This is a genomic window from Burkholderia sp. E168m23, from assembly GCF_016586125.1.
GTDB lineage: Bacteria > Pseudomonadota > Gammaproteobacteria > Burkholderiales > Burkholderiaceae > Burkholderia > Burkholderia orbicola.
Window position 1 is genome coordinate 1 of sequence record NZ_BCPP01000055.1, and the last position, 14767, is coordinate 14767.

General features: G+C 65.0%; 11 protein-coding genes. 7 read left to right on the forward strand and 4 right to left on the reverse strand.

Features of this window, described 5'->3' with window-relative positions:
- Nucleotides 1-301: 301 nt before the first annotated feature.
- Nucleotides 302-1243, reverse strand: a complete 942-nt coding sequence (locus JMF90_RS05005; RefSeq protein WP_236593052.1) for a sugar phosphate isomerase/epimerase family protein — start codon at nucleotides 1241-1243, stop codon at nucleotides 302-304.
- On the reverse strand, nucleotides 1240-2886 hold the full coding sequence (locus JMF90_RS05010; RefSeq protein ID WP_236593051.1) for a GMC family oxidoreductase: 1647 nt from the start codon (nucleotides 2884-2886) through the stop codon (nucleotides 1240-1242). The genes JMF90_RS05005 and JMF90_RS05010 overlap by 4 nt, the downstream gene beginning before the upstream one ends.
- Before the next feature lie 343 nt (nucleotides 2887-3229).
- Here JMF90_RS05010 and JMF90_RS05015 point away from each other — a divergent pair, with 343 nt between their 5' ends.
- Complete coding sequence (locus JMF90_RS05015; protein WP_201317378.1) at nucleotides 3230-4267, forward strand: GlxA family transcriptional regulator; 1038 nt, start codon at nucleotides 3230-3232, stop codon at nucleotides 4265-4267.
- Nucleotides 4268-4385: 118 nt separating this feature from the next.
- Here JMF90_RS05015 and JMF90_RS05020 read toward each other — a convergent pair whose 3' ends face one another.
- Complete coding sequence (locus JMF90_RS05020; protein WP_175788844.1) at nucleotides 4386-4988, reverse strand: LysE family translocator; 603 nt, start codon at nucleotides 4986-4988, stop codon at nucleotides 4386-4388.
- A gap of 779 nt (nucleotides 4989-5767) precedes the next feature.
- Between JMF90_RS05020 and JMF90_RS05025 the strand changes: the two genes are divergently transcribed.
- From JMF90_RS05025 to JMF90_RS05050, 6 genes are all read left to right on the forward strand, one after another.
- A complete protein-coding gene (locus JMF90_RS05025; protein WP_201317377.1) occupies nucleotides 5768-7384 on the forward strand; it encodes a tryptophan halogenase family protein in 1617 nt (538 codons plus the stop codon).
- The gene (locus JMF90_RS05030) at nucleotides 7384-8475 is read left to right on the forward strand and encodes a monodechloroaminopyrrolnitrin synthase PrnB family protein (RefSeq protein WP_200161694.1); all 1092 of its coding nucleotides are present in this window, start codon (nucleotides 7384-7386) and stop codon (nucleotides 8473-8475) included. Before JMF90_RS05025 ends, JMF90_RS05030 begins: the two co-directional genes overlap by 1 nt.
- Before the next feature lie 44 nt (nucleotides 8476-8519).
- A complete protein-coding gene (locus JMF90_RS05035; RefSeq protein WP_200161693.1) occupies nucleotides 8520-10220 on the forward strand; it encodes an NAD(P)/FAD-dependent oxidoreductase in 1701 nt (566 codons plus the stop codon).
- A gap of 24 nt (nucleotides 10221-10244) precedes the next feature.
- On the forward strand, nucleotides 10245-11360 hold the full coding sequence (locus JMF90_RS05040) for a Rieske 2Fe-2S domain-containing protein (protein ID WP_200161728.1): 1116 nt from the start codon (nucleotides 10245-10247) through the stop codon (nucleotides 11358-11360).
- Nucleotides 11361-11675: 315 nt separating this feature from the next.
- A complete protein-coding gene (locus tag JMF90_RS05045) occupies nucleotides 11676-12353 on the forward strand; it encodes a heavy metal response regulator transcription factor (protein WP_011545700.1) in 678 nt (225 codons plus the stop codon).
- A complete protein-coding gene (locus tag JMF90_RS05050) occupies nucleotides 12350-13810 on the forward strand; it encodes a heavy metal sensor histidine kinase (RefSeq protein WP_201317376.1) in 1461 nt (486 codons plus the stop codon). Before JMF90_RS05045 ends, JMF90_RS05050 begins: the two co-directional genes overlap by 4 nt.
- On the opposite strand, the gene JMF90_RS05055 is transcribed toward JMF90_RS05050, so the two are convergent.
- On the reverse strand, nucleotides 13788-14767 hold a 980-nt coding region (locus tag JMF90_RS05055), incomplete at its 5' end, for an efflux transporter outer membrane subunit (protein ID WP_201324974.1). The two genes, JMF90_RS05050 and JMF90_RS05055, sit on opposite strands and share 23 nt — an antisense overlap.

The following is a 14767-nucleotide window of genomic DNA, read 5'->3' on the forward strand; positions in this document are numbered from 1 at the left end:
TGTCGCGTCGGAAAGAAATGCGGACGGCCCGGACGAGGCGGGAATGGCATGAGGGAGGCGCTCCGATAATTGCAGACATGGGCCAAATTTATACGGCTCTTGTCGACAATTGCAGAGGGCAGACCGGACATTGTTCATGCAAAGTTCGCCACCCGGGGCACCGTCGATGAGGGGGCAGGCGCGTGCGATCGACGTCGGAGTCGAACGCGGCACTGACGGGCGAGCGGGACCGACCAAACGGGACGATACGGGGCTCGCGATCGGACGGCGAGTGGCGCGTGACGGGCGCCACATGGGGCGGTTACGCGACGAGGCGCGCCAGCAGGCGCTTGAGCTGTGCGGCAACGGTTGCGGCGTTCTGTTGCTGCTGCTTTCTGCAGAACAACTCGCAACTCCACCATCCCCGATAGCCGGTTGCCTTGACCGCATCGGTCCATTGCTGCAGGTCGATGACACCTTCTCCGGTCGGTACGTCGCGGAGCACCTGTTCGTCCGGAATCCCGCCGGGGAAAGGGAGCGAATCACACACATGGACGCCATGAATGAGGCGCGCGTCCAGCTTCGCGATGTCGTCGGGTGTCACGCCGGACGTGTGGCAGTGCCAGTAGTCGATGACGATTTTCACGTTGTCCCGACCGGCTGCATCGATCAGCTGGATCGATTTGTCGATGCCGCTGACAGGCGCCCACGACAGCGCTTCCAGGTACAGCACCAGGCCGCGCTCGGCGGCCATGTCGGCCAGACGAGCGAGATTTTTCGCGGTGACCGCGATCTGCCGCGCGTGCGGCAGGCCGAGTACGCCGGCGTAACGGTCCGTCCTCCCGGTTTGCGTCCATTCGACGACCGACCGAACGTCGACCGGCCCGGTCAGTACCTGCACGCCTTGCGCGCCGGACAGCGTTGCCAGTTCGAACAACGCGTCGGTACGCGCGTACATCTCCGATGTTTGCCGACCCTGCCGCTCGATATCGGTCAGGAATCCCATTCCGGGGACATAGACGTCTTCGAGCAGCGCTTTCAAGTCGTCGGCGCCGTAGCCCGACGCGAGGTACGCTTCCAGCTTGTCCGCACCCAGCTCGATGCCGTCGAACCCGATTGCGGCGATCGTGTCGAGGTCGGTGACCAGGTTGGAAAACCTCGAGACAGTGGTATGAAAGATCAAGGCATTTGCTTTGCCGTGTGCGGCCATGTTCAATTGTCCAGTCGAGAACGGAATGATTGCGCTGCTCGAGCGCAGGATCACGAAGTGACTCGAGACGCTTCGGAATCGATCGGAACGGATGCTTGCCCGATGCGCGTCAGCGGCGCCTTGCCCAGGATGAGGTCCGCTGCCTTTTCGCCGATCATGATGCAGACGGCGTTGAGATTGCCCGAAATGATGTTCGGCATGATCGACGCGTCCGCCACTCTCAGTCCGTCGATACCGTGTACGCGTAGCGAAGGGTCCACCACGGAGTCGCTATCGATGCCCATGCGGCAAGTTCCGCAAGGGTGAAGCGCGGCGTGCGCCTCCTGCCGGACAAATTTCCTCAATTCGTCGCGACTGGCTGCCTGTTTGCCCGGTACGATCCGTTGCGCGATGTACTTGCCGATCGCGGGCTGTCCCATGATGTCGATCGCCTTTTCGCAACCGTCGACCACCGCTTCGAGGTCGTACGGATCGCTGAAGTACTCGGGGAACACTCGCGGGGCGTCCATCGGATTGGGTCCCGACAACTCGACGAAGCCGCGCGAGCGAGGGCGGATCTGTCCGAGATTGATGGTGCAGCCGTTGCCTCCCGGCACGCTGTCGACGCCTTCTTCGATTCCGGCGCCGACCACGAGGAAATATTGAATGTCGGGCGTCAAGGCTTCCTTGTCGCCCCACCAGAACGCGCCGCCCTCGATCAGGTTGGACGCGGCCGGCCCGTTCCTGAACAACAGATAGTTCAGGCCGGCCAGCGCCTTCCAGTGCGGCTTCTTGTATTTGTCGTAGCTATACGGTCCGTTCAACTGGTAGACGAGCGAAATTTCGATGTGGTCCTGAAGATTCCGGCCCACGCCCGGGAGGTCCTGCTCGACGGCAATTCCGTGCCTTTGCAACGCCGCGGCCGGTCCGATCCCGGACAGCATCAGCAGCTTCGAGGTACTGAGCGCACCCGCCGAAACGATGACTTCGCGATTCGCCCGCATCTGCTCGATGCGCCCGTTTCGCCGGAATTCGACACCGACTGCACGGCCTTTTTCGATCAGAATTCGCGTGACCCGCACGCCGGTACGGACCGTCAGGTTGGGGCGATTCAGCGCCGGATGAATGTAGGCGACGGCAGCGCTGCTGCGACGGCCATCGCGTGCGGTGATCTGATAAAGGCCGCAGCCGGCCGGATGCCCGCTATTGAAATCCTCGTTGTACGGCAAGCCGGATTGCTGGCAGGCCTTGAGCCATGCCTTGGTCAACGGATGAATATGCGGGATGTCGGACACGCGCAGCGGGCCGCCGGTGCCGTGGACGTCGTTGCAGAAGCGCTCGTTGTCTTCCGAGCGTTTGAAGTAGGGCAGGACGTCATCGAAGCCCCAGCCGGTCGCGCCGGAATCTCGCCACTGGTCGTAGTCCGACGGGACGCCACGGATGTAGATCATCGCGTTCACGGAACTTCCACCGCCAAGCACGCTGGCCTGGACCATCGTCGGCATTGCGGGGCGGGCGTGGCCTTGGGCCGGATGCCACGGGATGCGCTTGAGGAGCGGGCCTTGCGCAGTCTTGTAGTAGGCGCCGGGGATATGAATATAGGGACTGCGGTCTCGCGGCCCTTCCTCGAGAAGGGCGACGCTCGAGCGTTCGTCTTCGCTGAGGCGTCCGGCGATGACGCAACCGGTCGATCCGCCGCCGACAACGATGTAGTCCACCGACTTGGTGTCTCGATGAGTCATTTTCCTTGTACTCGCTAAAGCGACGCGGCGCGCCGTCCGCGCCGAGGCATGCATCCAGTCGGTTCGCGCCGAATCAGCTGCGCTTCGATCCATCGGGCCGCAAACTGCTTCTCCACGCCCGCAAATATCTTCCGGGGCGAAACGTGTTCTCGCAATTTCGCTCTGGCCTCGTTTGTGACGCAAAGTGGCGCAACCAGGTGGCTCAGCGAGGATTCGAGAGCGGTCGTCGCCCGAGAGGCCGGCTCGGCACGCTTCAGTTGGCAGGCAAACTGCTGTTCGTGCAAAATTCGCCAACCCGGCCGAATTGACGGAGTACCGCGTGCGGATAGGAATCGTTGCAGTCGAAGGGAGCCTGCTGTCTCCCATTACGGGTCTTGCCGACCTGTTCTGGATGACCGCCCAGGCATTGCGGGCACCGCCCGGCGGGGGCGCTCACGGGCAGCCGGTCGTGTCCGGCTTCGAGACCGTCATCGCGAGCGCCGACGGGCGGGCGTTGCGGGACCCACAGGGCCGTCTGATTCCGGTCGATGCCACGTTCGATGAACTGACGCAATGCGATGTCGCGCTCGTCACCGGCATGGCGCTCGGTCCCGACCGGCTACCGCCCGTGTCCGCCTCGACCACGCAGGCAGCCGCGTGGCTGCGAGCGCGTCATCGTGACGGCGCGCTGGTGGGCGCGGCCTGTGCGGGGACCTTCGTGTTGGGCGAGGCCGGCCTGTTGAACGGCAGGCGGTGCACGACGACCTGGTGGTTGCACCATGCGTTCAGGCAGAGGTTTCCCAAAGCGCGCCCGGTGTGGGGCACCGCCGTGGAAGAACAGGATCGCATCGTCACGACCGGCGGGCCGTTGTCGTGGGTCGATCTGGCGTTGCACGTCATCAGGCGGGAAGCAGGGGCCGACGTCGCTCGCCTGGCCGCCGATATTTCGGTGGCCGACACGACGCCGCTGCCGCAGCTGGTATACGCCCCTCGGGGATACGTGAATGCTACCGATCCGCTCCTGCTTCAAGCCGAGCAGATCGTCCGCCATGCCAGCCCCGGCATGACCGCGGAAGCGCTGGCCGGCGCACTGGGTCTCAGCGAACGGACCCTGCATCGTCGACTGAAGGGCTTGACCAGCGAATCGCCGAAAGGGTTCATTACGCGCGTCAGAATCGAAATGGCTTGTGTGCTGCTGGAAACACCGGGGGCGAGTATCAAGCAGGTCGCGTTGCAATGCGGTTACGGAGACGAGACTTCGTTTCGGCGCGCGTTCGGCCAGCTTATCGGCATGACGCCAGCGGATTACAGGCGCTGGTCAAGCAGGCGGAACACCCGCTCGACCATCGATCCTGACCGCGAGGTTGGCCACGATTGATATGGGCACGTGAACCGCGGGGGGCGGTCGAGGTATGGCATCAATGCACCGCTCGTCCGTTGGATGTCCACGATGTTCCCTTGGATGGAAATCGATTGCGGCGCCGCGCGGGCGTCGGTCAGCGGTTTACGACCGAGTACACGAGCGTGCCCGAGAACATCAACAACACGAGCGAGGCGCCGCGCAGCAGCGTCGACGTGCGGGCGGCCCACGCGCGTCGCGAAGTGAGGAGCCCCCCGAGGGACGACCAGCCCACACCGATCGGCGCGAGCACGACCAGAAATACGAGGAGCGCCCACGCGAAATAGTGCGCCGACCTGAACGCCTCCAGTGGAAACAGCGTGCTCGAGAACAGCAGCGCCTTCGGGTTCATCATCGTCGCGACGAACACGTCGCGAAAGCTCACCGGCGCGATCGATACGTCCTGCAGCACGCGGCTGTGCGTCCACATCTTGAGCGCGAGGAAAAGGATGTAGACGGAACTCGCGAGCTTGACTACGTCATAAAGCCAGGGCCGGCCGGCAGCGAACGCGGACAGGAAGAATCCCCATCCGGCAATCGCGATCGCGTAGCCGAGCGCCTCGGCGACGACCAGCGGCCAGGTGCCACGCAGGCCGACCTTCAACCCGGACGAGAGCAGCAACGTATTGGTCGGCCCCGGCACGATCAGCACCAGCGATACGTACATCGACATTTTCAGCAAGGCTTCCTGGATGGGCACGCGGCCTCCTCGATTCATCAGTGTCGCGGTTCGCGTCCAGCCAGAGTCGGCGCGCCGTTGAAATGCTTCAGTGCAAATGCGACCCGTGCTGTCGTGAACTTGCTCGTCTTCATCGCATGGCCTTCATGTCCGCGGGGATACATCATGACGAATTTCTCTGCTGACGAGTCGGATTATTTTTGGGTCAAAATCAAACTCGCCGAAATTCGAAAAGGTCGAGGTCTTTGTTTTGGAAATGGCTGAGCGTTTATTTCTTTTAAGTAAATTTCATCGGCCATTTTATTTTTTGGAAAACAAGGTTATTGGGGGTGGCGTTATAAATGAAAAAATGAATTTCTTTGTTTGATAAAAGTAAATAGTTTGGCGTGGGATATTTCATCGATGTTTGCCGAGATTTGGAATTTCTCTGAATCGCCGGGGATTGATATGAAATTTCTCTCGGTGTGCCATCGTGAACGCTGCTATGGTGTGTCGAACGGGCCAAATGCATGATGCGGCAAACCTGTAAAAGATTGAGCTCGCTAATCATATAAATGCACTAATGGTGATCGCCGACTAAGAAAGTCGATCTGTCGAGGCGGAGTCCCTCTCGCGGTGTGCCGTCGCGCGCAATAGGGACTCGCATTGTTGCTTGATTTTTCTGCAATTCGCTACGCATTTCAGGTGTCATTTGTCGTGACGAGCTACCCACGCCGTGACGTGTGACGGGATGATTTTTCGGTTCGACTCGACAAGGCGGCACTATCCATTCAGGTTTTAAATCCTATGGGAAGCGTGTCATGACTCACCCGATCAAGAATATCGTCATCGTGGGCGGCGGCACGGCGGGCTGGATGTCCGCCTCGTACCTCGTCCGGGCGCTCCAGCAGCAGGCGAACATCACGCTCGTCGAATCCGCGGCGATCCCCCGGATCGGCGTGGGCGAGGCGACCATTCCGAGTTTGCAGAAGGTGTTCTTCGATTTCCTCGGGATACCGGAGCGGGAGTGGATGCCGCAGGTGAACGGCGCGTTCAAGTCCGCCATCAGGTTCGTGAACTGGAGGAAATCTCCCGACGGTTCGCGTAGCGACCACTTCTACCACTTGTTCGGCAACGTGCCGAACTGCGACGGCGTGCCGCTGACCCACTACTGGCTGCGCAAGCGCGAACAGGGTTTCCAGCAGCCGATGGAATACGCGTGTTATCCGCAGACCGAGGCGCTCGACGGCAAGCTGGCACCGTGCTCGCTCGACGGCACCCGCCAGATGTCCCACGCGTGGCACTTCGACGCGCACCTGGTGGCCGATTTCCTGAAACGCTGGGCCACCGAACGCGAGGTGAAGCGCGTGGTCGACGAGGTCGAGCAGGTCCACCTGAACGACCGCGGCCACATCTCGAGCCTGTCCACCAAGGAGGGGCGCACGCTCGAAGCCGACCTGTTCATCGACTGTTCCGGCATGCGGGGGTTGTTGATCAACCAGGCCCTGAAGGAGCCCTTCATCGACATGTCCGACTACCTGCTGTGCGACAGCGCGGTCGCCAGCGCGGTGCCCAGCGACGACGCGCGTGTGGGGATCGAGCCGTACACGTCGGCGATCGCGATGAACTCGGGGTGGACCTGGAAGATTCCGATGCTGGGCCGATTCGGCAGCGGCTACGTGTTCTCGAGCAAGTTCACGTCGCGCGACCAGGCTACCGCCGACTTCCTCGACCTCTGGGGGCTCTCGGACAAGCAGCCGCTCAACCAGATCAAATTCCGGGTCGGACGCAACAGGCGCGCGTGGGTCAATAATTGCGTCTCCATCGGGCTGTCGTCGTGCTTTCTGGAGCCGCTGGAATCGACGGGCATCTACTTCATCTACGCGGCGCTTTACCAGCTCGTGAAGCACTTCCCTGATACCGCGTTCGACCCGCGGTTGGCCGACGCCTTCAACGCCGAGATCGTCTACATGTTCGACGACTGCCGGGATTTCGTGCAGGCGCACTATTTCACGACGTCGCGCGACGACACCCCGTTCTGGCGCGCGAACCGGCACGACCTGCGGCTCTCCGACGCCATCAAGGAGAAGGTCGAACGTTACAAGGCGGGGCTGCCGCTGACCACCACGTCGTTCGACGATTCGACATACTACGAAACCTTCGACTACGAATTCCGGAACTTCTGGTTGAACGGAAACTACTACTGCATTTTTGCCGGCCTGGGGCTGCTGCCCGACCAGTCGCTGCCGCTGTTGCGGCACCGGCCGGAGTCGATCGACAAGGCCGAGGCGATGTTCGCCCGAATCCGGCGCGAGGCCGAGCGTCTGCGGTCGAGCCTGCCGACGAACCATGATTACCTGCGCTCGCTGCGCGAGCGCGCCGCGGGGCGGTCTCGCAGCCAGCCCGGGCCGACGCTCGCGACGCCGGAGACGCTGTAGTGGAGGCCGTCCTGGACCGCGTATGCGCATGCGCGGCCACGCACGCTGCCGTGGCGGCCTGCGATCCGCTGCAGGCGCGCGCGCTCGTCCTGCAACTGCCGGGCCTCAACCATAAAAAGGATGTGCGCGGCATCGTCAGCCTGTTGCGCGAGTTTCTCCCGGCGCGTGATGTGTACTCGGGCTGGGGCTTTGTCGAGGCGGCAGCCGCGATGCGGGACATCGGGTTCTTCCTCGGGTCGCTCAAGCGGCATGGACACGAGCCTGTGGACGTAGTGCCCGGGCTCGAGCCGGTGCTGCTCGACCTGGCGCGCGTGACAGGCCTGCCGCCGCGCGAGACGCTGCTGCATGTAACGGTCTGGAACCCCGCGGCGGCCGACGCGCAGCGCAGCTACACCGGGTTGCGCGACGAAGCGCACCTGCTCGAGAGCGTGCGCATCTCGATGGCGGCCCTCGAGGCGGCCATCGCGTTGACCATCGAGCTGACCGACGTGCCGCTGCGCTCGCCCGCGTTCGCGCAAGGGTGCGACGCGCTGGCGGCCTATCTGCAGAAAATGGTCGAATCGATCGTCTATGCGTACCGCTTCATCTCGCTACAGGTCTTCTACGACGAACTCCGTCCGTTCTACGAACCGATTCGAGTCGGCGGCCGGAGCTATCTCGGCCCCGGTGCCGTGGAGATGCCGCTCTTCGTGCTGGAGCACGTGCTGTGGGGCGCGCAATCGGACCACCAGGGTTATCGGGAATTCAAGGAGACGTACCTGCCTTACGTGTTGCCAGCGTTCAGGGCGATTTACGCCCGGTTCGCCGGGCAGCCGGCGCTCGTCGACCGCGTGCTCGGCGAAGCGCAAGCGGCCCGGGCGCGGGGCGAGCCGGTCGAGGCCGGATTGGCGGCCGTCGACCGGGTATTCGAGATCCTGCTGCGCTTCCGGGCGCCGCACGTCAAATTGGCCGAGCGCGCGTACGAAGTCGGGCGCAGCGGCCCGTCGATCGGCAGCGGAGGCTACGCGCCGAGCATGCTCGGCGATCTGCTCACGCTCACGCGTGCGGCACGGTCGCGCGTTCGCGCTGCGCTCGACGACCCCGGCGCCTGACGCGCGCGGCCATGTGTTCCATCCCACCAGGAGAGTGTGCCCCCATGACTCAGCAGAGCCTCGCGAACGGACACGACAGCAACCACTTCGATGTGATCATCCTCGGCTCGGGCATGTCGGGCACGCAGATGGGGGCCATCCTGGCCAAGCAGCGGTTTCGCGTGCTGATCATCGAGGAGTCGTCGCACCCGCGCTTCACGATCGGCGAATCGTCGATTCCCGAGACGTCGCTGATGAACCGCATCATCGCCGATCGCTACGGCATTCCGGAGCTCGACCACATCACGTCGTTCTATGCGACGCAGCGTTACGTCGCGTCGAGCACGGGCATCAAGCGCAACTTCGGCTTCGTGTTCCACAAGCCCGGCGAGGAGCACGATCCGAAGGAGTTCACGCAGTGCGTGATTCCCGAGCTGCCGTGGGGGCCGGAGAGCCACTATTACCGGCAGGACGTCGACGCCTACCTGTTGCAAGCCGCCATCAAATACGGCTGCACGGTTCGCCAGAAGACGAGCGTGACCGAATACCACGCCGACGAGGACGGCGTCGCGGTGGCTACCGCGCAAGGTGAACGGTTCACCGGCCGGTACATGATCGACTGCGGAGGTCCACGCGCGCCGCTCGCGACCAAGTTCGGGCTGCGCGAAGAGCCGTGCCGCTTCAAGACGCACTCGCGCAGCCTCTACACGCACATGCTCGGGGTCAAGCCGTTCGACGACATCTTCAAGGTCAAGGGGCAGCGCTGGCGTTGGCACGAGGGGACCCTGCACCACATGTTCGAGGGCGGCTGGCTCTGGGTGATTCCGTTCAACAACCATCCGCGGTCGACCAACAACCTGGTGAGCGTCGGCTTGCAGCTCGACCCGCGTGTGCATCCGAAACCGGATATTTCCCCGCAGCAGGAATTCGATGCATTCCTCGCGCGGTTCCCGAGCATCGCGGCGCAGTTCCGGGACGCCGTGCCGGTGCGCGACTGGGTCAGGACCGACCGCCTGCAGTTCTCGTCGCGCGCGTGCGTCGGCGACCGCTACTGCCTGATGCTGCACGCGAACGGATTCATCGATCCGCTTTTTTCCCGCGGGCTCGAGAACACCGCGGTGACCATCCACGCGCTCGCGGCGCGCCTGATCAAGGCGCTGCGCGACGATGACTTCTCGCCCGAGCGCTTCGAGTACATCGAGCGTCTGCAGCAGAAGCTGCTGGACCACAACGACGACTTCGTCAGTTGCTGCTACACGGCGTTCTCGGACTTCCGGCTGTGGGACGCGTTCCACAGGATGTGGGCGGTCGGCACGATCCTCGGGCAGTTCCGGCTGGTGCAAGCCCACGCGAGGTTCCGCGCGTCGCGCGACGAGCGCGCCCTCGACCATCTCGACGACAACCCCCCATACCTCGGGTACCTGTGCGCGGACATGGAGGGGTACTACCAGTTGTTCAACGACGCCAAGGCCGAGGTCGAGGCCGTGAGCGCGGGGCGCAAGCCGGCCGGGGAAGCTGCGGCGCGGATTCACGCGCTCATCGACGAACGGGAGTTCGCCAAGCCGATGTTCGGCTTTGGGTACTGCATCACCGGGGCCAAACCGCAGCTCAACAACTCGAAGTACAGCCTGCTGCCGGCGATGAAACTGCTGCACTGGACGCAGACCAGCGCGCCGGCGGAGGTGAAGCGGTATTTCGACTACAACCCGATGTTCGCGTTGCTCAGGGCGTACGTCACGACCCGCATCGGCCTGGCGCTGAAGTAGTCGACCGACCCCGAAATGAAAATGATAGACGACGTTCAATTGAATCAAGTGCGTGCCAACGAACATCCGGCGAGCGTGTACGACGCGACCACGCGGGTGGCCGCGAGCTGGTACGTCGCGATGCGCTCGGACGACCTCAAGGACAAGCCGACGGCGTTGACGCTCTTCGGCCGGCCGTGCGTCGCATGGCGCGGCACGACGAACCGGGCCGTGATAATGGACCGCCATTGCGCGCACCTTGGCGCGAACCTGGCTGACGGGCAGGTCAAGGATGGTTGCATCCAGTGCCCGTTTCACCACTGGCGGTACGACGAGCACGGCCAGTGCGTGCATATTCCCGGCCACAACCAGACGGTGTGCCGGCTGGAGCCCGTCCCTCGCGGCGCGCGCCAGCCGACGTGGGTCACCGCCGAGCGGTACGGCTACGTGTGGGTCTGGTACGGCTCCGCGCAGCCGCTGCACCCGCTGCCCGACATCGCCGCGGCCGACGTCGACAACGGCGAGTTCATGCACCTGCACTTCGCGTTCGAGACGACGACGGCGGTCCTGCGGATCGTCGAGAATTTCTACGACGCGCAGCACGCGACCCCTGTCCACGCGCTGCCGATCTCGGCCTTCGAGCTCGAGCTCTGCGACGATTGGCGCGAGTGGCCGGAGGTCGAGTCGCTGGCGCGGGCGGGTGCGTGGTTCGGCGCCGGGATCGACTTCACAGTGAACCGTTACTTCGGACCCCTCGGCATGCTGTCGCGCGCGCTGGGCCTGAACATGTCGCAGATGAACCTGCACTTCGACGGCTACCCCGGCGGCTGCGTGATGACCGTCGCCCTGGACGGCGTCGTCAAATACAAGCTGCTCCAGTGCGTGACGCCGGTGAGCGACGGCCGGAACGTCATGCACATGCTGATCTCGATCAAGAAAGTGGGCGGCCTCCTGCGCCGCGCGACCGACTACGTGCTGTTCGGGCTCCAGACCCGGCAGGCCGCGGGGTACGACGTCAAGATCTGGAACGGGATGAAGCCGGACGGCGGCGGCGCGTACAGCAAGTACGACAAGCTCGTGCTCAAGTACCGAGCGTTCTACCGCGGCTGGGTCGACCGCGTCGACGCAAGCGAGCGGCAATGCGTGAGTCGGCGGACCTAGCCGCGTTCGGCGAATCGATCGATACCGATGCATCGCTCAGGCCGCAGTCGTTCCCGTCTCGCTTGCGTCCTGCCCCAGGCATTCGAGCAGCAGTTCGGTCAGTACCCGCACCTTTCGTACCGGATGCTGGCCGGGCGGACGCCCATCAGCGCTGACGGGACGGGAATCCACCGCTCGGCTCCGCCATCGCACGCCAGGCTGACCGTCTGATTACCGTTTTGTCATCTACGCCGTTCGCGCTTGCACGCAGCGAAGCCGTGTCGCCGTTTCCGGGTAACATCGCCGGATGTCCCCACGAATGCGACGGAGCCGGCCATGCGCATCCTGATAGTCGAAGACGAACCGAAGACGGGCGCGTACCTGAAGAAGGGGCTCGAGGAATCGGGTTTCAGCGTCGATCTCGCGAAGGACGGCGGCGAAGGGCTGACGCTCGCGCAGGAAGAGCGTTACGACGTGATCGTGCTCGACGTGATGCTGCCCGTGCTCGACGGCTGGGCCGTGCTCAAGCGGCTGCGCGACACGCACACGACGCCGGTGCTGTTCCTGACCGCGCGCGACGACGTGCAGGACCGCGTGCACGGCCTCGAACTCGGCGCCGACGACTACCTCGTGAAGCCGTTCGCGTTCGTCGAGCTGCTCGCCCGCATCCGCACGCTCGCGCGTCGCGGGCCGCCGCGCGAGACCGAACATCTGGCGGTCGGCGATCTGGAAATCGACGTGGTGCGCCGCCGCGTGAAGCGCGGCGCCACGCGGATCGACCTCACGCCGCGCGAATTCTCGCTGCTGCAACTGCTCGCGCGCCGGCAGGGCGAGGTGCTGAGCCGCACGCAGATCGCGTCATACGTGTGGGACATGAATTTCGACAGCGACACCAACGTCGTCGAGGTCGCGATCCGGCGCCTGCGCGCGAAGATCGACGACGCGTTTCCGGTCAAGCTGATCCATACCGTGCGCGGCGTCGGCTACGTGCTCGAACCGAAGGATGACGCATGACGCGCCCGCGCTCGCTGGCCGCGACGCTCGCGCTCGCGTTCGCCGCGACCACGCTGGCCGCGTTCGCGCTCGTCGGTGCGTATGTGTATGCGGGGCTCGAGCGGCAGGTGAACACGCAGGACGATCTCGACATCGTGCTGGCCGCGCGCCACACGCGCCGGCTCGCGGGCGAACTCGAGTCGCTCGACGCGGTGCGCACGCACGCGGAGCGGCTGACGAGCCAGGTGCTGGGCAACGAGGCGCTGTCGATGGCCGTCGTCGATGCGGGGGGCGACGTGCTTGCGCGCCACAACGTCCGGCTCGCCGTGCTCGACGATGCGCCGGCGGCCGCGTCGGCTCCGTTGGCCGACGCGCAACTGTTCGCGCCGCACGCGGTGCCGGTTCCCGCAAACGACCGGATCACGGCCGACCGGCTCGTCACGTGGACGGCCGACGGCGGCACGCCGATGCGCGGCGTCGTGATCGAGGCCGCGCTCGGCGACCGCACGCCGATCCGCATCGCGATCGCGCGCAACATGCGCGACCGAGCCGATCTGCTCGACGGCTACCGCGACCGGCTCAAGCTCGCCGGCGGGCTCGGCGCGCTGTTCGCGCTGCTGCTCGGCTACGGGCTGATCCGCAAGGCGCTCGCGCCGCTGCGCGAGATCGTCGACGACACCGGCCGGATCACGGTCGACAAGCTCGACACGCGGCTCGACGCGTCGCGTGCGCCGCCCGAGCTGCGCGCGCTCGTCGATGCGCAGAACGCGATGCTCGGCCGCCTGCAGCAGGCGTTCGCGCATCTGTCGCAATTCAGCGCCGATCTCGCGCATGACTTGCGCACACCGCTGAACAACATGCGTGGCGCCACCGAAGTCGCGCTCGCGCGGCCGCGTTCGGTCGACGAGTACCAGACGCTGCTCGAATCGAATCTCGAGGAATACGACCGTCTCGCGCGGATGATCGAGAACGTGCTGTTTCTCGCGCGCGCCGAGCATCCGAGCTTCGTCACGCGGCAGCGCGGGTTCGACGTGCGCGAAGAACTCGAGCGCATCGCGGAGTATTTCGAAGGGCTCGCCGACGAAGCGGGCTCGACGTTGCGCGTCGACGGGCACGGGCAACTGACCGCCGACGTCGAGCTGTTTCGTCGCGCCGTCGGCAACCTGCTCGCGAACGCGCTGCGTTACACGCCGGCCGGAGGTGTCATCACGCTCGCCGTCGATGAAACGCCGGATGCGGTACGCGTCGTCGTCGAGAATCCGGGCGAGCCGATCGATCCCGCGCTGCTGCCGCGGATCTTCGACCGCTTCGTGCGCGGCGATCCCGCGCGCAGCGGCGGTGCGCCGGGCGGCACGGCCGGGCTCGGCCTCGCGATCGTGCGCTCGGTGATGGAACTGCACGGCGGCACCGCGCAGGTCGAAAGCGACGCGCGCGGCACGCGGTTCGTGCTCACGTTCAACCGGCCGCCGGCTGCGTGACGGCGGCGGGTTGGGGCCGCGCGGTTGCCGCGGCGTCCTTCTTGCCGGTGTTCGATTCCGCGTCTGCCCCGGCGCTCGCGCTCACCTGCCAGCCACCACCCAACGCCTTCAGCAACCCGACTTCGGCCTCGATCCTTCGCGCGTCGATCTGATCGGCGGTGCGCCGGTTCGTCAGCGCGATCGTCTGCGCGGTCACCACGTCCAGATAGCTGACGGCGCCCGCGTTGAAGCGATTCGTCGTCAGCCGCAGCGACAGGTCGGCCGCGTCGGTCGCGCGTTGCTGGCTGCCAGCTTCGGACGCGAGCGCATCGATCGCGGACAACTGATCCTCGACCTGCTGGAACGCGACGAGCACGGTTTGCCGGTAATCGGCGACCGCGCCGTCGTATTGCGCATGCGCGCCGCGCAGCGACGCGCTGCGGCGGCCGCCGTCGAACAACGTGCCGGCAAGTTGCGGGCCGAGCGACCAGAACAGGCTCGGCGCGGCGAGCCACGGCGCGAAGAACGAACTTTCGAGGCCGGCGCTCGCCGACAGCACGAGATCCGGGAAGAACGCGGCCCGCGCTTCGCCGATCTGCGCGTTCGCGGCCGCCACGCGACGCTCGGCCGCCGCGATGTCGGGCCGCCGCTCCAGCAGTTGCGACGGCACGCCGGCCGGAATGGCCGGCACGTGGAACGCCTGCACGCGCGGCGGCAGCGCGAACGTCGATGCGCTCTCGCCGACGAGCGTCGCGATCGCGTGCTGCAACTGCGCACGCGACGCATCGATGTCGGTGTCCTGCGTGCGCGTCGATTCGAGCTGGGTCTCGGCTTGCGCGACCGCCGAAGCGTCGATCGCACCGGCCGCGAGTTGCTGCTTGAGCAGCGTCAGCGCGTCGGCGTACGCGCGTACCGAGTCGTCGAGCAGTTGCTTCTGCGTGTCGAGCGAGCGCAGTGCGAAATAGTCGGTCGCGAGTT